18 protein-coding genes and 1 pseudogene are annotated in these 19,464 nt (G+C 70.1%); 7 read left to right on the top strand and 12 right to left on the bottom strand.

The genetic code is table 11. The annotated features are described in order from the left end of the window. Window positions 1–109: 109 nt before the first annotated feature. Together EDD27_RS16780 and EDD27_RS16775 are read right to left on the bottom strand one after the other, a co-directional pair. The gene (locus EDD27_RS16780; protein ID WP_127933270.1) at window positions 110–1,102 is read right to left on the bottom strand and encodes a sugar phosphate isomerase/epimerase family protein; all 993 of its coding nucleotides are present in this window, start codon (window positions 1,100–1,102) and stop codon (window positions 110–112) included. 12 nt (window positions 1,103–1,114) lie between these two features. Then, window positions 1,115–2,308, bottom strand: coding sequence for a Gfo/Idh/MocA family protein (locus tag EDD27_RS16775; protein WP_127933269.1), 1,194 nt, complete (start codon window positions 2,306–2,308; stop codon window positions 1,115–1,117). A gap of 168 nt (window positions 2,309–2,476) precedes the next feature. Here EDD27_RS16775 and EDD27_RS16770 point away from each other — a divergent pair, with 168 nt between their 5' ends. The 4 genes from EDD27_RS16770 to EDD27_RS16755 all read left to right on the top strand — a co-directional run bounded on the left by EDD27_RS16770 (window position 2,477) and on the right by EDD27_RS16755 (window position 6,349). After that, window positions 2,477–3,526 carry a LacI family DNA-binding transcriptional regulator gene (locus EDD27_RS16770; RefSeq protein WP_127933268.1) on the top strand — a complete coding sequence of 350 codons (1,050 nt, stop codon included), beginning with the start codon at window positions 2,477–2,479 and terminating at the stop codon, window positions 3,524–3,526. A 109-nt stretch (window positions 3,527–3,635) separates the two neighbouring features. Next, the gene (locus tag EDD27_RS16765) at window positions 3,636–4,496 is read left to right on the top strand and encodes an SDR family NAD(P)-dependent oxidoreductase (protein WP_127933267.1); all 861 of its coding nucleotides are present in this window, start codon (window positions 3,636–3,638) and stop codon (window positions 4,494–4,496) included. 9 nt (window positions 4,497–4,505) lie between these two features. Continuing rightward, complete coding sequence (locus EDD27_RS16760) at window positions 4,506–5,048, top strand: MerR family transcriptional regulator (protein ID WP_127933266.1); 543 nt, start codon at window positions 4,506–4,508, stop codon at window positions 5,046–5,048. Beyond that, on the top strand, window positions 5,045–6,349 hold the full coding sequence (locus tag EDD27_RS16755) for an MFS transporter (protein ID WP_241564077.1): 1,305 nt from the start codon (window positions 5,045–5,047) through the stop codon (window positions 6,347–6,349). The genes EDD27_RS16760 and EDD27_RS16755 overlap by 4 nt, the downstream gene beginning before the upstream one ends. Before the next feature lie 34 nt (window positions 6,350–6,383). On the opposite strand, the gene EDD27_RS16750 is transcribed toward EDD27_RS16755, so the two are convergent. From EDD27_RS16750 to EDD27_RS16735, 4 genes are all read right to left on the bottom strand, one after another. After that, complete coding sequence (locus tag EDD27_RS16750) at window positions 6,384–7,235, bottom strand: ABC transporter permease (RefSeq protein ID WP_206641450.1); 852 nt, start codon at window positions 7,233–7,235, stop codon at window positions 6,384–6,386. Beyond that, complete coding sequence (locus tag EDD27_RS16745; protein WP_127933265.1) at window positions 7,232–8,212, bottom strand: ATP-binding cassette domain-containing protein; 981 nt, start codon at window positions 8,210–8,212, stop codon at window positions 7,232–7,234. The genes EDD27_RS16750 and EDD27_RS16745 overlap by 4 nt, the downstream gene beginning before the upstream one ends. After that, the gene (locus EDD27_RS16740) at window positions 8,209–8,535 is read right to left on the bottom strand and encodes an alpha/beta hydrolase fold domain-containing protein (RefSeq protein ID WP_127933264.1); all 327 of its coding nucleotides are present in this window, start codon (window positions 8,533–8,535) and stop codon (window positions 8,209–8,211) included. Before EDD27_RS16740 ends, EDD27_RS16745 begins: the two co-directional genes overlap by 4 nt. 222 nt (window positions 8,536–8,757) lie before the next feature. Further along, a complete protein-coding gene (locus tag EDD27_RS16735) occupies window positions 8,758–9,054 on the bottom strand; it encodes a hypothetical protein (protein ID WP_127933263.1) in 297 nt (98 codons plus the stop codon). 309 nt (window positions 9,055–9,363) lie between these two features. Here EDD27_RS16735 and EDD27_RS16730 point away from each other — a divergent pair, with 309 nt between their 5' ends. Beyond that, a complete protein-coding gene (locus EDD27_RS16730) occupies window positions 9,364–13,521 on the top strand; it encodes a phospholipase A2 (RefSeq protein ID WP_127933262.1) in 4,158 nt (1,385 codons plus the stop codon). Between the two features lie 120 nt (window positions 13,522–13,641). On the opposite strand, the pseudogene EDD27_RS58650 reads toward EDD27_RS16730, so the two are convergent. Beyond that, window positions 13,642–13,797, bottom strand: a pseudogene (locus EDD27_RS58650) (TetR family transcriptional regulator); the annotation flags it as partial. A 25-nt stretch (window positions 13,798–13,822) separates the two neighbouring features. On the opposite strand from EDD27_RS58650, the gene EDD27_RS16720 reads away from it, so the two are divergent. Next, the gene (locus EDD27_RS16720; protein WP_241564076.1) at window positions 13,823–14,113 is read left to right on the top strand and encodes a hypothetical protein; all 291 of its coding nucleotides are present in this window, start codon (window positions 13,823–13,825) and stop codon (window positions 14,111–14,113) included. Between the two features lie 190 nt (window positions 14,114–14,303). On the opposite strand, the gene EDD27_RS16715 is transcribed toward EDD27_RS16720, so the two are convergent. Genes EDD27_RS16715 through EDD27_RS16705 form a run of 3 tightly spaced genes read right to left on the bottom strand, consistent with a single transcriptional unit; the run spans window position 14,304 to window position 16,932 of the window. Next, window positions 14,304–14,963 (bottom strand): response regulator, encoded by a 660-nt coding sequence (locus EDD27_RS16715; protein ID WP_127933260.1) that lies wholly within the window; start codon window positions 14,961–14,963, stop codon window positions 14,304–14,306. Continuing rightward, window positions 14,960–16,114, bottom strand: coding sequence for a sensor histidine kinase (locus tag EDD27_RS16710; protein ID WP_127933259.1), 1,155 nt, complete (start codon window positions 16,112–16,114; stop codon window positions 14,960–14,962). Before EDD27_RS16710 ends, EDD27_RS16715 begins: the two co-directional genes overlap by 4 nt. After that, a complete protein-coding gene (locus EDD27_RS16705) occupies window positions 16,111–16,932 on the bottom strand; it encodes a CPBP family intramembrane glutamic endopeptidase (protein WP_127933258.1) in 822 nt (273 codons plus the stop codon). The genes EDD27_RS16710 and EDD27_RS16705 overlap by 4 nt, the downstream gene beginning before the upstream one ends. Window positions 16,933–17,300: 368 nt before the next feature. Here EDD27_RS16705 and EDD27_RS16700 point away from each other — a divergent pair, with 368 nt between their 5' ends. After that, window positions 17,301–18,215, top strand: coding sequence for an alpha/beta fold hydrolase (locus EDD27_RS16700; RefSeq protein ID WP_127933257.1), 915 nt, complete (start codon window positions 17,301–17,303; stop codon window positions 18,213–18,215). 222 nt (window positions 18,216–18,437) lie between these two features. On the opposite strand, the gene EDD27_RS57755 is transcribed toward EDD27_RS16700, so the two are convergent. After that, window positions 18,438–18,563 (bottom strand): hypothetical protein, encoded by a 126-nt coding sequence (locus tag EDD27_RS57755; RefSeq protein ID WP_277750720.1) that lies wholly within the window; start codon window positions 18,561–18,563, stop codon window positions 18,438–18,440. 11 nt (window positions 18,564–18,574) lie between these two features. Then, window positions 18,575–19,393, bottom strand: a complete 819-nt coding sequence (locus tag EDD27_RS16690; RefSeq protein ID WP_127933256.1) for a TetR/AcrR family transcriptional regulator — start codon at window positions 19,391–19,393, stop codon at window positions 18,575–18,577. Between the last annotated feature and the right edge of the window lie 71 nt (window positions 19,394–19,464).

Here is a 19,464-nt window from a genome sequence, read left to right as displayed (position 1 = left end):
CTGCGGTACTCCTTCGTGTGATGGGCCGGCGCGACAGATCCCTGGGTGGGGAGCGCGCGGTGGATCGGGGGGTGTGTCGGTGGCCGCCCGGTGAAGGGAGCCCGCGCGGTCAGCGGCCGGCGGCCTGGAGCAGGGCCTTGGCCGCCGCGGCCAAGCCTTCGAGCTGGTCGAGTTCCTGGTCTTCGTGCTCGATGTTCACGGCCATGTCCGGGTCCACCTTCTCGAGCGCCTGGAGGAAGGCGGTCCACCAGGCGATGTCGTGGCCGCGGCCGACAGCGACGAAATCCCAGGAGGAGTCCTGCGGCCAGCGCGACAGGGTGTACGGCCCGCCGAGGCCGACGGCCCCGGGCTCGTCCGGTTGAACGCGGCCGAAGCGGTCGTCGAGGACGCCGTTCACCCGCGCCGCGGGATTGATCCGGGTGTCCTTGGCCGCGGCGTTGTACACCAGGGAACCGAGGTGCCCGATCGCCTCCACCGGATCGATGCCCTGCCAGAACAGGTGACTGGGGTCCATCTCGGCACCGACGTGCGTGGCATGGATCTTGTCGACGAGCCGCTCCAGCGTCGCCGGGTTGTAGACGACGTTGTGCGGGTGCATCTCGATCGCCACCTTGACGTCGAAGTGGGCCGCACGCTCCTGGACCGTCTTCCAGAAAGGGATCGCGACCTCGTTCCACTGGTAATCCTGGACATCGAGGTAGGCGCTGTCCCAGGGCAGGACGTTCCACGCCGGATTGCTTCCGGCGGCGCTCGCGGCCGGCGTGCCCGACATCGTGACGACGCGCTTGACGCCCAGGAGGGCGGCCAGCTCCAGTGAGCGCAGGAGGTCGCCCGAGTGCTTCTCCCGGACCACGCGGTTCGGGTGCAGGGGGTTGCCGTTGCAGTTGAGCGCGGTCAGCGTGATTCCGTGCTCGTCGAAGAGCCCGAGGTAGTCCTGGCGAGCCTGCGCGCTCGCGAGAATGCCGTCGATCGGCAGGTGCGGCTCAGGGATGAATCCGCCGGAGTTGATCTCCGCGCTCTCCAAGCCCATTCCTTTGAGAACGGCCAGGGCCTCAGTCAGCGGCTTGTCATGCAGGCAGGCGGTGTAGGCGCCGAGCTTCATGGGTTCTCTCTCCTAAGGGGTGTACGACGGGACCTTCACTTCGGCGCCGCCGTTGAGCGCCGACTCGGTGATGGCGGCGAGCAGCCGGAGGTTGTGCAGCCCGTGCTCGAACGAGGGGACCCGAGGCAGCCGGTCGAGACCGGCCACCTGCTCCAAGAACGCGCGGGCCTGGAAGACGAACAGGTCGTTCTGGCCGTATCCGACGCCGGGGAAGTCCATGGGCAGGCCGCCGGTGAGGTACGGGTGCTCCGGACCGACGGCCACCTGCCGGTAGCCCTTCGTCACCCCCTGCACCGAGCGGTCCATGAAGCGGAACTCGCTCGCCCGCAGCAGGTCGAAGGTCGCCGCGGCGTTCTCGGTGAACACCTCGAAGCCGAGGGAGTTCGCCAGGCCGAGGGCGACGCGCGAGGCCGACATCGTCGCCGTGGCACCGGACTCGAAGGTCGCGGTGAAGGTCACCAGGTCTTCGTTCTCGACCGGCTCACGCTCATCGCTCAGCGTCGTCGCGGCGTGCCCGATGGCCGTGCCGAGCGGCAAGGCACGCTCGGTGATGAACGTCGACAGGATCGATCCACGGACGGAGCGGATCGGACCGCACAGGAACTCGGCGAGGTCCACGAGATGACTGCCGATGTCGGCGAGCGCACCCGATCCCGGGCCGCCCTTGTACCTCCAGCTCATCGGCCCCGACGCATCGGCGCCGTAGTCGCACCAGTAGTGGCCGTTGAAGTGGATCGGCCGTCCCATCGACCCGTCGTCGAGGAGTCGCTTCACCGCCGAGATCGCGGGGGAACGGCGGAACGTGAAGCCGACTCCCGTCTGAAGGTCCGGCCTGGCCTTGGCCGCGGCCACCATCGCCGCGGCCTCCGCGATGGTCGGCGCGAAGGGTTTCTCGCACAAAACGTGCTTGCCCGCCGCCAGCAGCCCTTCGGCGATTTCCCGGTGCAAATGGTTCGCGACCACGACGCTCACGACGTCGATATCCGGATCTTCTGCCACGACCTGCCAGGACGTCTCCGCCCGCTCGTATCCGAAGCGGCGTGCGGTTTCCTCAGCGAAGTGTTCGTTCACGTCGGCGATCGCCACCAACCGCACGTCAGGCAGGCCCGCGTCGTACGTCGTCGTCGCGCTGCGATAGCCGGCGGCGTGCGATCTGCCGGCCATCCCGGCGCCGACGACGGCGACGCCGATGTGGTCGTGGGGCATGCTGGCTCCTCAATTCATGGGCATCACTGAAAAGGGGCGTTCGCGCTGCGTAGACGCCCTCAGAAGCGGTTTGGAAACCGGTTTAAAAGGTTGCGCCGAGCATGCGTTGTGTTACCGGCATATGTCAAGGGTTTGTGCTGACAAACCCTCCGGCCTTATCGTGCTCGCATGCCCGACCACACCGCGCCGGCATCGCCTCGGCCAGGACGCCGCCGGCCGACGATCCTCGACGTCGCCGCCGCGGCCGGCGTGTCCAAGGGGCTGGTCTCCAAAGTGCTCAGCGGCTCGGCGGGACCGAGCGCGGCCACGACCCAGCGCGTGCTGGCCGTCGCCGAGCGCATGGGCTATCGCAAGGACAGAACCGCCACGCTCCTCGCCCAGCGACGGACGCGGCTCATCGGCGTGACGATCCTCCCGAGCAACGTGTACCACGGAGAACTCGCCGAGGAGATTCAGGCGATCGTGGACGCCGCGGGGTACGAGACGGTTCTGGGAGCCATCACCGCCACCCACGACGAGCGGCGCTCCATCGAGACCCTCATCGACTTCCGGTGCGAGGCCCTCCTCCTGCTGGGGCCGACGATGCCCGAAGCCGAGCTGGCCTCCCTCGTCGAGAACGTTCCGACCGTCTGCGTGGGACGCCCGCTCAACCTGCCGGAGGTGGACGTCGTCCGCGCCGACGACGAGCAGGGCATCACCGACGTGGTGGACCATCTGGTCTCACTCGGCCACCGGCACATCGCCCACGTCGACGGGGGAGCGGGACACATCGCCGCCGTCCGGCGAGGCGCCTACCGGGCGGCCATGCGACGGCACGGGCTCGAGGCCGTTGTCCTTCCTGGAGGCCTCACTGAGCGGCAGGGGGCGGCGGCTTTCGAGCATCTCCCATCCGGCACGGGCATCACGGCCGTCGTCGCGTTCAACGATCGTGCGGCGGTGGGGCTGATCGAGGCGCTGGAGAGCAGCGGCATCCGGGTACCGGACGGCATGTCCGTGGCCGGCTTCGACGACAGCCTCATGGCGCGACACCCGCGGATGGCTCTCACGACCGTCAGCCAGTCACCGATCGAGCAAGCCCGGCTCGCCGTCCAAGCGGTCATAGACCGGCTGAACGGTGAACATCAGGAACGCCGCGAGATCGTGCTTCCGACACGCCTCGTCGTACGGGGCAGCACCGCCGCCCCCCGCACCCCGCTCGCGTTGCGCCGGAACAGCTGACCGGCCGTTCTGCTCCAGACGCGCGCGCTGACACCGGTCCTCCCGGCCCGGCGGCGGGGGTCGCGCGGGGTTTGCGTTCGAGCGCGCTCGAAGCCATAGCGTCGCCGCCATGACGACACAGACCTGGATCATTACCGGCGCGTCCCGCGGTTTCGGGCGCGCACTGGCGGAGTCGGCGCTCGCGGCGGGCGACCACGTGGTGGCGGCGGTGCGCCGTCCGGAGAGTGTGGCCGATCTGCAGGCCGAATACCCGGACACCTGCCTGGTCGCGGCGTTCGACGCCCGGGACATCGCTGCGGCCGCGGACCTCGTACAGGAGGCCCTCGGCCGCTTCGGCCGGCTCGACGTGCTCGTCAACAACGCGGGCCGGGCCGTGGTCGGAGCGGTCGAAGAGGTCGGCGACGCGCAGCTGCGTGAGCTGATGGATCTGCACCTGTTCGGCCCCGCCGCGCTCGTCCGGGCGGCGCTGCCCGTGATGCGCGCGCAGGGCACCGGGACGATCGTGCAGATGAGCAGCCAGGGTGGGCGGATGTCGTTCCCTGGCGTGTCGGCGTACTCCGCGTCGAAGTTCGCCCTCGAAGGCTGGTCCGAAGCCCTGGCGGGGGAGGTCGCGCCGTTCGGGATCCGCGTGATGATCGTCGAGCCCAGCCGGTTCCGGACCGGCTTCCACGCGGACGACGTGCTGGAGTTCACCGAGGCGTCGGAGACCTACCGTGACCTGCTCGCCGCCGTCCGCGCGGACATGGCCGGGGCCGATGGCCTCCAGGAGGGGGACCCGGCCCGGGCGGCCGAGATCATCGTGTCCCTCGCGCACAGTGACGAGGTGCCGCTGCGGCTGCCGCTCGGGCGCGAGGCGGTCGAGCGTATCTCGGGTGCGTACCGGCGCGGCCTGGACGAGGTCGAGCGGTGGGCCGAGACCGCCCGCAGCGCCGACTTCGCGGGCGTCCCGGCGTCGGTCCGGCCGATCTAGGCTCGCGTCATGGCCACCGACGATCTGATGACCAGGGCGCTGGAAACGCTCGGGGACGACGGCCCGCTGTCGGTCGAGGCGATCCACCGCCTCACCGCCGTGGCCGACGTGCCCGCGTCGATGACGATCGCTGAGGTCGCCGACCTCCTCGACATCTCGCCCCACACGCTGCGTTATTACGAGCGGGTCGGGCTGGTCGAGGTGGCCCGTGACACCAACGGTCATCGTGTCTACGACGCCGACGCGGTGCGGCGCCTGGTGTTCCTCACCCGGATGCGGCTGTCCGGTATGCCGATGCGCGACCTGCAGGACTACATCTCGCTCGTCGACGCCGGCGAGCACACGGTGCCGGAGCGGCTCGACATGCTGCTCGAACATCGCGACACCATCCGCCGCCGGATCCGTGAGCTGACCCTTTCCCTCACGGCGGTCGAGTACAAGATCGCCACGTACGGCGGCTCGACCGGGCCGGACGTTCCGGCCCTCGACGCCGCCACCGGCCGTACGGCGCTGCCGGACGAGCCGCGGCGACCGGCATTACCGGCAGGGTGAGGGGCACCGCGGCCACCAGTCCAGAAAAGCACCGCCCGATCCTGGCCTGGGCCATCACTCTCATGCTGCTCGGCTGCACGTTGATCGCATACCTGGACAAGGCGATTCTCGGGCTGGTCGCGCAACCGGCGATGGCCGACCTCGGGCTCTCGGCCGCCGAGTTCGGCAGCATCAGCAGCGCCGCCGGCCTGCTCGGCCCGGCCACGGCGCTGCTGTACAGCTTCGTGGCCGACCGGCTGCCCATCAAGGCCACGCTCTTCACCCTCGTGGTGGTGTGGTCACTCCTCCAGTTGCCCATTGTCTTCGCCGCTTCGGGTGGGCTGCTGCTGGCGACGCGGTTCGTTCTCGGAGCGGCGGAGGGTCCCACCGTGCCGGTGTCGCACGTGGCCGCCTACTCCTGGTGGCCCAATGAACGGCGCGGATTCCCCACGGCGCTGCTCACGACCGGGGCGTCACTCGGCAAGCTGCTCTTCGCTCCGCCGCTGGCCTTGGTGATCGCCGCATTCAGCTGGGAGTCGGGCTTCCTCGCCGTGGCACTCCTCGGCTTCGCCTGGGCGCCGGCGTGGTCGTTCCTCGGGAGAGAGGGTCCCTATGGCCAGGCCGGAACCGTGGCGGAGACCGGATCTCGTGCGCCCGTACGGACCATCCTGCTGACCGGCACCTTCGCCGGGTACGTGGCCGCGTTCACGGCCTCCTCGATGCTCGTGGCCGTGGTCCTGACCTGGCTTCCGTCCTACTTCGAGGTGGCGCTGGGGTTCTCGGCGGTCACGGCGGGCTCGCTGTTCGGCGTGCCCAGCATCTCCGCGATGGTGTTCCTGTACCTGTACGGCGGGTGGAGCGACCGGAGGCTCAGGAAGGGGGCCACGTCCCGAATCGTCCGCGGGATGTGGGGCGGTGTGCTGCTCGCGCTCGGCGGTGTCTTCCTGGCGGCCCTTTCCCTCGTCTCCGGTGTGGTGCTCCCCATGGCTCTGCTGATGATGGGCTACGGGTTGGCCATGACCGTCAATGCTGTGGCCAACCCGGCTCTGGTGCAGATCGTGCCGCCGGGGCAGCGCACGAGCGTGCTGTCGATCGGCGTGGCCGTCGCCGGTCTCCTCGCCGCCGCCGGGCCATGGGTCGCGGGCGTCGTACTGGACACGGCCCGTTCCGCAGGCTCGCTCGCCGAGGGCTACACCAACGTGTTCGTGCTGATGGGCGGCATCGCCATGGTGGGAGGCGCGCTTTTCGCACTGCTGGTGAATCCCGAGCGCGACGGCGCGAGGGTGGAGGCGGCCCGGGGGCGCACACGCAGCTTGTCGTGACCAGGTGCGGGTGCGGCGACGCCCCCGGGGCCGCTCAGGTCCTGCCGTTGTAGAGCCAGAGCGCGATCGGGGCGAACACGACCGTCATGACCGCTGAGAGCGCCAGGACCAGCGCGATGTCCCCGGTGTCGGGCACGCCGTCGAGGAGGCCGCGCGCCGCCTGGACGAGGAGCGTCACCGGGTTGACGGTCACGAACTCCCGCATCCAGGCCGGCATGGTCTCCGGCGGCGCGAACGCCGAGCTCACGAAGGTCAGCGGGAAGAGGATGACGGTGGACACCCCCATCACGGCGGCCGGGGTCCGCACGGTGAGGCCGACGATCAGCCAGAGCCAGCTCAGCGCGAAGCAGAAGACCAGGAGCAGCGCGATGGCCCCGGCGACGCCCCCGAGGCCGCCGGACGCCCGGTATCCGATCAGCGTCGCGATGCCGAACACGAACGCGGAGGCGACGCTGTACCGCAGCGTGTCGCCCAGCAGCGCGCCGACGAGCGGTGCCGGACGCCAGATCGGCTGCGAGCGGAAGCGGTCGAAGGAGCCCCGCTCGATGTCGGTGTTCAGGGTCACGGCCGTGTACATCGTCATGAAGACGACCGTCTGGGCGAGGATCCCCGGCAGCGCGTAGCGCAGGTACGCCTCCGGCGATCCGATCATCGCCCCGCCGAACACGTACGTGAACATCAGCGTGAACAGGATCGGGAACAGCGTGGCGTCGAGGAGCTGCTCGGGAACATGCCTGATCTTCAGCAGGACGCGCCACGCGAAGGTCAGCGTGGCGCGGAGCGCGCCGGCGCCCGTGTCCGGCGGCGGCGCGTCGGCGACGGCGGAGATCAGCCGGGTGTCGAGATGCTCGAACGTCGAGCGTTCGGCTGCCTGGTGGATGGTCACGTCGATGCCTCCTCATGGCCTGGCGCGGGGCCGTCGGCTGGCTTTCCGGTGAGGGCCAGGAACACCTCGTCGAGACTCGGCTGCGCCAGCGCATACTCGCCGATGCCGATTCCGCGTTCGGTGATGGCCGCGAGCGCGCTCGCGACCGCGGCCGGCTCGTCCACCCGCAGGGAGAGCGCGACGGGATCCGGCTCCAGAACGGGGGCGGCGCCGAGCGTGGCCGCGAGGAGCCTGGCGACCTCCGGGCGGTCGGCGCTGTCGGCGACCCGCACGCGCAGCGCGCTCGCCCCGACCAGAGCCTTGAGCCGGTCGCTCGTGCCCTCGGCGATGACGCGGCCGTGGTCGACGACGGCGATGCGGTCGGCGAGCTGATCGGCCTCTTCGAGGTACTGCGTGGTCAGCAGGACGGTGGTGCCGACGCCGACGAGCGCTCGCACGCTCTCCCACACCTGGCCGCGGCTGCGCGGATCCAGGCCGGTCGTCGGCTCGTCGAGCATCAGCAGGTCGGGACGGACGACGAGGGAGCCGGCGATGTCGAGCCGGCGCCGCATGCCGCCGGAGTAGGCCTTCACCTCCCGCCTGGCGGCCGCGCTCAGGTCGAAGGCCTCCAGCAGGTCGGTGGCGCGCTTCCTGGCCGCCTTGCCGCGGTGTCCGCGCAGGCGGGCGAGCAGGGTGAGGTTCTCGAGCCCGGTCAGGTCCTCGTCGAGGGACGCGAACTGCCCGGTGAGCGCGAGACGTGCCCTGACCTGGGCCGCCTCAGCGGCGACGTCGTGGCCCAGCACGCGGGCGGTGCCGCCGTCGGGACGGATCAGCGTGGCGATCATCCGGATGATGGTCGTCTTCCCCGCTCCGTTGGGCCCGAGCACCGAGTAGACGCACCCCGCGGGCACCGCGAGATCGACGCCGTCGACCGCCCGGTTGGCGCCGAAGACCTTGACCAGGCCGCGGGTTTCGATCGCCCATGTCTCGTTGCTCATACCGCGGCGCCTTCCCGGCGCAGCCGGTCTCCGACGAAGGCCAGGACGTGCGCGACGTGGCGGACTTCTCGCCTCTCGCGTATGACGACCTCAGCCGCCTGCCGACGGCCTTCATCCTGACCGCCGGGCGCGTCGTCGGCCGAGGCGGGAAGTGGGTGCTCGGGCGCCAGGCGGTCCTCCACCGAGACGACGACGGCGGGCACGCGCGCGGCGAGGTGAGAGCACGGCCGGTCGCTCTGCGCGCCGGTGCCGAGCAGCAGCAGGCGCGTGCCCGGCGAGGTGCGCCCCGGGCGGTGCGCCGGTTTTTCGGTCAGTGATGTCATGAGGGCAGCGTGTCCGACACCGGAGCCGCCGTCTTGGACGAATGTTCAGGGGGCAGACCAAGTACGCCTGAAAGGGCAGTGCCCCCTTCTTTGGCGATCCTGAACCATTACGCAGAGTTGCTTTGGGCGGGTTGCACGGACCCGAGTGGGGGGCCTTGCGCTCCCGTTCCGCACCGGACGGGAAACGACAGTGCCCGCCTATAGCCTGCCCTCCGCCTTCTATCAGTCTTCACCGCGATAGGCGCGCAGTTCGCGGCGCGCTTGGTGGCGGCTGCGGCGGCGGTCCTCACGACGGAGGTAGTACCCCTCCCGGTTCCCGCCCCTGGTTTCGCAAACGAGCACGTGGTAGCCGGGGGCGCCCCAGTAACAGCCGCCCCTGCGCCAGTTCGTGCTGTCGGGAGTGACCTCGTCCGGCAGCGTGCACGGCCCGAACCGATGATCATGCACGGGCACACAGGTCACCAGCGGCGCGTCGGCCATCCGCACCCACCTGGGCCGGGTCTTGTCGGTCTTGCTCATACGGTCACCTTCCGGCTCCGTGACGCCCCGGGCTGGGGCCGTCATAAGAGCTGGTGCACCGTGATCACCTCCGACTTCGCACATGACAAACCGGGACCGAAAGCGACGTCGCCGCTCAGAGAACCTGATCTCGACACTACCGCGAACCAACATCAGCAGCGCGCGTGACGAGGCCCGGTCGGCCGGCGCGCCCAGAGGCGCGCGGCTGCCCCGCAGCGACGGCGCGGTCGACGGCGCGGTCGACGGCGCTGTCCTCCACGCTGTGTCGGACATATAGCAAGAAGTCATCTAATGACTTAATATCCTGGCGTGATCACCAGATCTCGCAGCAGCCGGGAGTTATCCCGGTTACTCACTGCAGCCCTGTCGCTGATCGTCATGATGGGGCTGCTCCAAGCGCCCCACACGGCCGCCTCCGCCACCGCTACCTCAGCCACCGCGACCTCAGCCACCGCGACCTCAGCCTCCGCCACCGTTCTCACGCCGCCCCTCGACCTGGCCGAGATGTGGGGCCGGTACGGCAACGCCGGCGGCCACTGGACCGGCGGCGACGCCACCGTCTCCATCCCGCTGCCCGACGGCCGCATCGCCTGGATCTTCTCCGACTCCTTCCTCGGCGCCGTCAACCCCGACTACTCCCGTCCCAAGGACGCCCCGTTCCTGCGCAACTCGATGGTCATCCAGAACGGTTCGAACCTCGGCCCAACGCTGCACGGGGGCACCGCCGCCGCGCCGACCTCACTGATCGACACCGACCTGTCGCCCGACGACTTCTACTGGGTGGGCGACGGCACGGTCGAGGGCAACACCCTCAAGGTCATCTACGGCCGCTACCTCAGCACCAACGACGGCACCCCGCTCGGGTTCAAACGCCAGGGCACCGCGCTGGCCACCTTCAGCCTGCCCGATCTACGGGTGACCTCGGTCCGGCCGATGCCCGTCAGCGACTCCATGACCTGGGGCTCGGCGCTGATGGAGGACGGCGGCTACAGCTACATCTACGGCAGCGAGTACGCCGAGGGCACCAAGTTCGTCCACCTGGCCAGGGCCAAGGCCGGCGACCTCGGCGGCCCGTGGGAGTTCTGGACCGGCAGCGGCTGGTCAGACAAGGAAAGCGACTCCACGCGCATGGTCAGCGGCGTCGGCGAGGGCATGTCGGTCAGCAAGGTCGGCAACCAGTACGTGATGATCACGCAGGAGAACAACGACCTGTTCAGCGGCTGGATCGTGGCGTACGTGTCCAACGCGCCGACCGGGCCGTTCAGCGGGCCGACGTACCTGTACGAGGCGCCGGAGCCGGAGATCAGCAACCGGCGGCAGTTCGTCTACGTCGCCCGCCACCATCCGGAGTTGTCCGACCCCGGCAAGCTGCTCCTGACCTACGACGTCAACGCCTGGGACCCCGAGGATCTGTACCGGGACGTGCGTATCTACCGGCCGCGTTTCGTGGAGGTCCAGTGGCCGCCGGCCGTACCCGACCCGTCGAAACTGCCAGGCGCGCCGACGAACCTGAGCGTGCGGATGGCCGGTGACGGCACCGCCCACCTCACCTGGACAGCGCCGCCGGGCTCCGGCCTCAACTACTGGGTGTACAAGAAGGATCTGACGGCCGGGCAGACGCACTTCGCCAGGACCGGCAACCCAGTCACAGAGACCCGCTACGGCGACCCGTTCCTCAAGGAGGGCCACACCTACGCCTTCCACGTCAGGGCCGTCACCACCGCAGGGCACGAAGGACCGCCGTCCAACACGGTCAACACCGAGAGCCGCAAGACCGCCCCGCCCGCGCCGAGCGGCCTGGTCGCGACCGCCGGTGTGGCCGGTGACGTGAAACTGACCTGGAACGCCTCCGACCCCGGCGTCACCTACCGCGTCTACCAGCGGGACGTGACCGTGGGCGAGACGGTGTTCACCGAGAGCGCGACGGAGGACCCACTCCTCGAGAGCGCGACCCTGCGGGACCTGATCGCCACGCACGTCTACGAGTTCAAGGTCACCGCGGTCAACGACATCGGCGAAAGCCCGCCGTCCAACCTGGCGCGGGCGACCGCAGTGTTCACCCCGCCCGGTGCGCCGGGCAACCTGGCCGCGACCGCCCAATCCGACGGGTCGATCAAGCTCACCTGGACCGCGGTCGCGGGCGCCGATCGGTACTGGGTACGGCTGCGCGACGTGACCTCGGGCGCCACCGACTTCACCAAGATCGAGCTGCCCGTCCACGGCACGACCACCACCCTCACGCACTTGCTGAGCGGCAACACCTACGAGTTCAAGGTCACCGCGGGCAACGGTGGCGGCGAGGGCCCGGCCAGCAACGTGGCCAGCGCCACCGCCAAGGTCGCGCTGCCGGACGCGCCCACCGGGCTCGGGGCCACGCCGCAGGCGGACGGCTCGGTCAAGCTCACGTGGACGGCGGCGGCGCGGGCCAAGACCTACTGGATCTACCGCCGCGACGTCACCTTCGGGCACACCGAGTTCTCCCGCTATCACCTGCCCGCCTCGGGCACCAGCGCGGTCATCGCCGACCTGTTCAACGGCAACACCTACGAGTTCAAGGTGACCGGCGTCGGCGACGGCGGCGAGGGGCCGGCGAGCGCGGTCGTCAGCGCCGTCTCACGGGTCACGCCGCCGCAGGCCCCCACCGGTCTGCGCGCCGAGCCGGGCGACGGCACGGTACGGCTGAGCTGGACCGCACCCGTGGGCGCCAGCATGTACTGGGTTTACCAGCGCGACGTCACCGCAGGGGAGAGCACGTTCACCCGGCTCGCCTACCCCGCCGGGCAGCCTTCGGCCGACCTGCAGGGGCTGGTCAACGGCCACACCTACGAGTACAAGGTCACCGGGATCAACGACGCGGGTGAGGGACCGGCCGGCGGCGTCGTCAGCGTCGTGCCCAAGCCGCCCGCTCCGCCCAAGGTCACCGGCGTGAGCGCGCAGCCCCAGCAGGACGGCACGGTCAAGCTGACCTGGACCCCGATCGACGGCTCCTTCTACTGGCTGTCGTATCGGGACACGACCGCCGGCCAGACGTCCTACACGCGGCTGGAGTACCCGGCCACGACGAACAGCGCGCAGATCGGGCCGTTCACCGGGGGCCATGCCTACGACTTCCTGGTCACGGCCACCAACCCGGGCGGCGACGGGCCGCCGTCCGACCCGGTCCGCGTCACCATCCTGGGCAGCGCGACGCTCGGCAAGGTGTCGATGCCCCAACCGGCGGCCAAGGCGTCGGTGAAAGCGGTCGCCGCCCTTCCGCGGCCGCCCACGAACCTTCGGGTCACCCAGCGCACCCGCGACTTCGTCGCCCTGGAGTGGGATGCCAGCCCTGACCACGGCAGCGTCTACTACTGGGTTCAGTTCCGATCGGTGGGCCGCTCGCAGTGGTACAACCTGACCTACCCGACGCTCAACCTCACCTACCACGTCGGCAAGCCGCTGTGGCCGGGCTTCCAGTATGAGTTCCGCGTCGTGGCCGAGAACCAGACGGGCGCCTCCAGCCCGACGAACACGGTCCGCTCGGCGCTCGGCGGGTCGCCGCCGCCCCGGCCCACCGGCCTCAGGGTGGGCAGCACCGCGAACGGCGTGGACCTGCTCTGGACGCAGACCGCCGAGGAGGACTTCTACTGGGTGGAGTTCAAGCCGAGCGGGACCGGCACGTGGTACCGGCTCGCCTGGCCGGCCACCTGGCACGAGGCCAGCATCGGCGCGCCGCTGTGGCGCGGCTACTCCTACGACTTCCGGGTGATCGCCGTCAACCGCGACGGCGAGAGCCCGCCGAGCTCCTCCGTCTCCGCGGTGCCGGACTACCCGAAGCCCCAGCCACCCAGCGCCCTCTATCACACCGACGGACCCGGGTGGTCACGGATCTCCTGGAACGACAGCGGCTCCGACGTCATGTACTGGCTGTACTACCGGCCGGCGGGTAGCGGATCCTGGACCCGGGCCCGCTATCCCCTCGCCGAGTCGGAGATCACCCTGAAGTACCTGCCGATCGGCAGGTACGACGTCAGGGTGACCGCCGTCAACATGAGAGGAGAAAGCGCCGCCAGCCCCACGATCACGATCCGCCTGAAGCCGTCGAAAGCCCACATGCTGGCGATGCTCACGGAGATCTCGACCGCCGGGTGGAATCGCTGGCTGGGGCTCGACGGCGGTGACGCCTACTACATCGACGGCTACGAGTGGGACCACAGCACCGACCTGTGCTCGGGCAGTCCGGACCGGCCGGTCCTCGGGCTCGCCCCGTTCGAACGGGTCGACTGGCGCAAGCAGTGCGCGCGTCATGACTTCGGCTACCGCAACTACAAGGCCATGAGCGCCTTCGACTACAACCGGAAACTGCGCATCGACCGGATGTTCTACCGGGACATGCTGGTCGCCTGTGACGCGCAGATCGTGCACCACGGCGTCAAGTGCATCGGGCTGGCCCACGTGTACTACGCGGCCGTCCTGAAGCTCGGCACGTGACGCTGAGCCGGTCCCGGTGCCTGCCGGGACCGGCTCACCGATGCGAGACCACGTTCTCACCACATGCCCCGCCGGCCCGAGCTGCCGCAGACCTGACCTTCGTAGGGAACGGCGGTAGAGCGTCGCGACTCCCACGTGGGAGTGCCGGGCGATCGCGGCCATCGGCACGTCGAGTCCGTGGTCTGCGAACAGTTCGCGGGCGACCTCCACGACGCGGTCGCGGTTCTGTCGCGCGTCGGCGCGCAACCCTACGGCCGCGTCGGGGACGGTCGGCATACGAGATGTCTCAGCGATCCTGACGTTGCGCTCCTCTCCTCGATGGGGCCGACTGATCAGCAGACGTCTCACGGTCGTCACCTACACGGAGCGCCGCTCGGGACACACCTTCAGCACACCCGTCGCCTTCCGGCGCGCGGCCGGCACCGTCACGATCGGCGTTCAGTTCCCCGACGCCAACCTGTGGTGGCGCAACTTCTTGGCCGAGGGTGGTCCGATATCGCTGCAGCTGGATGGGATCGACCGCACCGGGCATGCAGTCTTCAGACGTGACGAAGCGGGTCAGGTGACCGTCACCGTCCGGCTGGACGGGTGATTGAGCCATACGCGCTGCCGGACAGGTCAGAACGTGGGTGAACCGAAATCTTCGGCTTCGCATCCGCGGCGCGATGCGCGTCCGGGTGGCGAATCTGCTGACGACGGATCCACACCGACTCGGGGCCGACGGCCGCGCGCTGATGGTCGAACAGGGCCACGGACCGGCGCCGGCTCCCATCGAGGTGTGCTCAGGTCACCAGCCCTCTGCGGTAGGCGTAGACCACCGCCTGCACCCGGTCGCGCAGGTCGAGCTTGGTCAGGATGCGCGACACGTACGTCTTGACGGTCTCCTGGCTGATCACCAGCGTGGCGGCGATCTCGCTGTTGGACCGGCCGTCGGCGATCAGGCGCAGCACCTCCAGCTCGCGCGGGGTCAGTGCGGTCTCGCCGGGCGTGGCCTGGGCGGGGCGGATCCGGGAGGCGTACCTTCCGACGAGCTGCCGGGTCACCTCGGGGGCCAGCAGCGCGGCGCCGGCCGCGACGGTGCGGATGCCGTGCAGGAGCTGCGCCGGTGGGGCGTCCTTGAGCAGGAAGCCGCTCGCGCCCGCGCGCAGCGCCTGGTAGACGTACTCGTCCAGGTTGAAGGTGGTGACGACGAGCACCTTGACCGGGTCCGGCACCCCGGCGCCGGCCAGCAGGCGGGTCGCCCCGATGCCGTCGAGCACCGGCATCCGCACGTCCATCACCACGATGTCGGGGCTCAGCCGGCCGACGAGGTCGACCGCGGCGCGGCCGTCGCCGCACTCGCCCACCACCTCCAGGTCGGGCTGGGCGTCGATGATGGTGGCGAAGCCGGTGCGGATCAGTGCCTGGTCGTCGCAGACCAGGACCCGGATCGGTGTCGTCACGACGGGCTTCCCGCGGGGATGGTGGCCCGTACGAGGAAGCCGCCGCCCGCCTGCCGGCCGGCGCTGAACTCGCCGCCGAGGGCTTCGACCCGCTCGCGGAGCCCGGTAAGGCCGCGTCCGCTCCCGCCGAAAGAGGCGGCCCGGGAGCCGGGTCCGTCGGTGCTGACCGTCACACTGATCTCCTTCCGGCCGTAGCACACGTGGACCACGGTAGGGCTGCCGTGGGCGTGTTTGAGGGCGTTCGTCAGGGCTTCCTGGACGACCCTATAGGTCGCGAACTCGGCGCTGCCCGCCGATTCCGCCGGACTGCCCTCCTCGGCGAACTCCACCGGCTGCCCGGCCTGGCGGGTCTGCTCCACGAGCGTGTGGAGCCCTCCGGCGGTCGGCACGCCGACGTCGGTGTCGTGATCGGCTTTGAGGAGGTCGAGCATGTGCCGCAGGTCGGTGATGGCCCGCCGGCCGGTGTCGGTGACGGCGCTCAGGGTCGCGTCGAGGCGGTCGGGGGCGGCGGTCAGGTAGCGGGCGGCCTCGGCCTGCACGACCATGGCGGTCACGTGGTGGGTCACGACGTCGTGGAGCTCGCGGGCGATGCGGGTGCGTTCGGCGGCGCGGGTGGCCTCGGCGATGTGGTGGCGGCGTTCGGCCTCGGTGGCGCGGGTGGAGCGCAGCCAGGCCCCGATACCCCAGGCGAGAGCCAGTGCCAGGTAGAACACCACGTACCCTTCCGGTCTCTCGGTCGCGCCGAGCCTGCTGAGCGCCAGCGCCAGCGGCACGTACGCCATGGAAAGGAGGACCACGGTGACACGCCGGTAGCGCTCCAGGTGGGCGCCCGCGCTGATGAGCGCGATAGGCATCGCGTTGCTCGCGAACACGTGGTAGGCGTGGAGCTGGTCGAGGGCGAAGCCGAGCGACACCAGGACGAGGCAGACGGCCGGCCACCGCCGGCGCACTGCGAGCGGGAGGGTCTGCAGAGCGATCACCAGGATCGCCAGCTCGTCGATGGGGCGGGCCGGCAGGTCGCCGACCTGCGTCCCCTTGCCGTGGAGCGCCGGAAGCAGTGACACGACGGCCAGCAGCAGCCCGAACGGTAAGTCCCGGACCGTGACGTGGCACCGCTGCCACAGCTCGGTGACTCGCCGGAGGTCGATCATCGGGAGAGCGTAGCGGTCGCGCGGCGCCGCAGCGGGACCAGGTTGCCGCGCCGACGGGCCAGCCACAGGAACACGACCATCAGCAGCAGGCCGAACACGACCGCGTACGGGCTCGCCTCCGGCCCGAACGCGCCGCCGGTGAGCAGGGCCGGGCCCGACGTCACGCCGTTCAGCAGCCCCAGCGAGGCGCCGTTGCCCGAGACCTCGGTGGCGAAGATGCCGGCCGCGGCGAAGTTCCAGCCGAAGTGCAGGCCGATCGGCACCCACAGGGTGCGGGTGGCGGCGTAGGCGGCGGCGAGCATGCCGCCCGCCTCGATCGCGATGGCGATCGCGCCCCACCAGTTGGCGTGCGGGTTGAACAGGTGCACCAGGCCGAACAACGCCCCCGTCAGCACGAGCGCGATCCACGTGCCGGTGCGCTCCTCGACGATCCTGAACAGGATGCCGCGAAACAGCAGCTCCTCGGTCACCGCGGCGGCGGCCATGAACCCGACCATCGCCACCGCGCCCGGCACCGAGCCCAGCCCTTCGATCCGGTAGCCGCCCAGGAAGGCGATGTTCACGATGACGGCCGCGAACATCCCGGCACCGATCAGCATCCCGCGGACGGTAGCGGCGACGGCGCCCTTCGCGATCACTTCGACCGGTGCGCGGCGCTCGGACCAGCGCACCGTCCGGGCGTACACGAGTACGGCCAGTACGGCCGTCGCGACGCCGAGGAGCAGGGTGAGGAACGGGATTCCCTGCACCGCGCCCACGATCATGCCGCCGGCGAAGGCGACCGCCGCGACGGGGACGAGCTGTTTCAACAACCGCATGACGACTCTCTTACGTGGGGACTCCGCGGCGGGGCGCCGCCGCTACGCCGGGAACGTTAGGGATTCGGCGTCCCGGAATCGTCCCCGCACAGTGGACAATCGCGAGTGGCTCGCACGGGGGACAGGCGCGCATGCGATTCGTCGTACGACGCCGCCGCGACGTCCGCACCGGACGTTAGAGCGCGGCGATCGCGGCCCTGCCCGGCAGACCGCACGTGTCCCTCGCACGAGCTACCGGCGAATGTCCACCGTGCGGGGACGATCTCGGACCGCCCGATCCGTAGCGTTACGGCGCGGCCGCGGCGCTCCGTCTGCGTTACACCGCCGTGCGCATCATCCCGGCGTCGACTCCCTCACTGGAGGACCTCATGCTCCGCAAGATCAAGACATCCGTTGCGGCCGCGCTGTGCTGCACCGCGCTCGGCATGGGGGTCGCCGGCTGCGACGGCGACGCGATGGAGAACTGGGACCCCCTCGTCCCCGCCACGCCGACAACCGATGCCGCCCCGATCTCCGGGACCGAAAAGATCGATGTCGCGGGCCGGTCGGTGAACGTGTCCTGTTCCGGCGACCCGGAGAAGGGTCAGCCGGTCATCATCCTGATGCACGGAGCAGGCGATGGGCTGGACAAGCTGGCCGCCCTCCAGCAGACGCTGAGCAAGAAGAACCGGGTGTGTTCCTACGACCGGCTCGGCGCGGGCGCGAGCGACCAGGCGGACGGCCCGCAGAACTTCGCCAGCACCGGAAAGATCCTGACCGGCGTGCTCGACCGGGTCGCCACAGACGGTCCGGTCGTCCTGGCCGGTCACTCGCTGGGCGGGCTGATCGCCGCCAGGTACGCACCCGACCACCAGGACAGGGTCAAGGGGCTGGTCCTGATGGACGCCACGCCCCCCACGATGCTGGCCGACATCTCGAAGTCGATCCCCGAGTCCGCCAAGGGGCCGGCGGCCGAGGTGCGCGCGCAGAACCTCGCGATATTCAAGGGCGAGAACCCGGAGAAGCTCGTCATGACCGACGGCAAGGTCGCCTCCGCCGGGAACATCCCGGTGGAGGTGATCCAGCACGGCAAGCCGTATCTCGCGGCCGTCCCCGAGTACGGGCCGCGCCTGGAGAAGGCGTGGGCCGCGGGCCAGCGCAAGTGGCTCACGCTGTCCAGCGGTAGCAAGCTGAGCACGGCCACGAACAGCGGCCACTACATCTACCTCGACCAGCCCGATGTCGCCGTCCAGGCCATCGAGCGCGTCGCCGCGCAGGCCGCACGTCAAGCGCAGGGTGGATGACTCGCCGCTTTGATGCTTCAGGCTGCCGGGCGCTCGGCCGCGCGGGCGGTGAGGCGTTCCCAGTTGCGGTGGGCGATGTCGGCCTTCTGATCGTCGGTGAAGGGCGCGTCCTCCAGGAAGGAGCGTGCGGCGCCGTTGCTGGTGTCGATGTAGGGGAAGCCGCCGGGACGGAAGCCGTAGGTGAAGGGGTAGCCGGTGGAGTACAGCCGGTGCCCATGACCTCTAGAACATGACGACCTCGCCCCAGTGCCCAGCGATCACCTGCAGGTCGGGGAACCGGTCGAAGACCCCCGAGAAGATCATCCGTGGGTGCCGCCGCTGCGCCTTTTTCGGTGGGCATTTAGGCATGGCTTGTGCGTCTATTTCGCTCTTGCTGCCCTCTCGGATGGTCGCCTACGAGCCTGCCCTGGCCCGTCCTGTTCTTCCCGCCCCTCTCGGTGCGCCGACATCGGAGACTCGGCCGTTGACGGGAGGGCCGCGGCGATGCAGTCGAGGACGCGCTGGAGTCCGTGCCGGAACTGGTCGTCGCGGCTCAGGTGCAGCCGGCGCGCCTCCATCACGATCTTGCTGAAGATCGGGTACTCCCCGCTCTCCAGCAGCTGCTCGACGCGCGGGCCGCTCCGCACCATCCACTCCGACTCGCTGAGCCCGCTGCGGCGGACCTCCTCGGCCCAGCCGATTTCCTCGCGGACGGCGCCCTCGACATAGCCGTTCAGCATGGCCATGAGGCCGAGGTTCTCGTCGATGGAGACGTGGGCGTCGAGGGCACCCATCACCCGTTCGATCACGAGCAGTTGGTTGGGGCCGAAGCTGGGGAGTGACCGCTGCACGGTGGCGATCCACGGGTGCCGCAGCCACATCGCCCGCAGCCCGTCGGCGTAGCGGGTCAGGTCGGCGCGCCAGTCGCCCGAGGGCATGCCCTCGACGTCGATCTCACCCTGCAGCCGATCGGCCATGAGCTCGACGAGGTCGTCGCGGCTCGGGACGTACCGGTAGAGGGACATCGCGCCCGCGCCGATCTCGGCGGCGATGCGCCGCATGGTGGCGGCCTCCAGCCCCTCGGCGTCGGCGATCCGGATCGCCGCCTCGGTGATCTGCGCGCGGCTGTAGGTGGGCTTCGGCCCGTAGGCCGGGCGCTCGGGTCGCATCCAGATGTTCACGTACTCGGCGTCGGTCATCGTTCCACCCTCCTGGTTGCGTACATAGTACCCGGTCCCTTAGTCTGGCCGCCATGACCGCGTACGGGGTA

Origin of the sequence: Nonomuraea polychroma (genome assembly GCF_004011505.1) — a bacterium.
GTDB lineage: Bacteria > Actinomycetota > Actinomycetes > Streptosporangiales > Streptosporangiaceae > Nonomuraea > Nonomuraea polychroma.
Note: the sequence above shows the minus strand (reverse complement) of the source record. Positions and strands in the feature narration are given on the sequence as shown.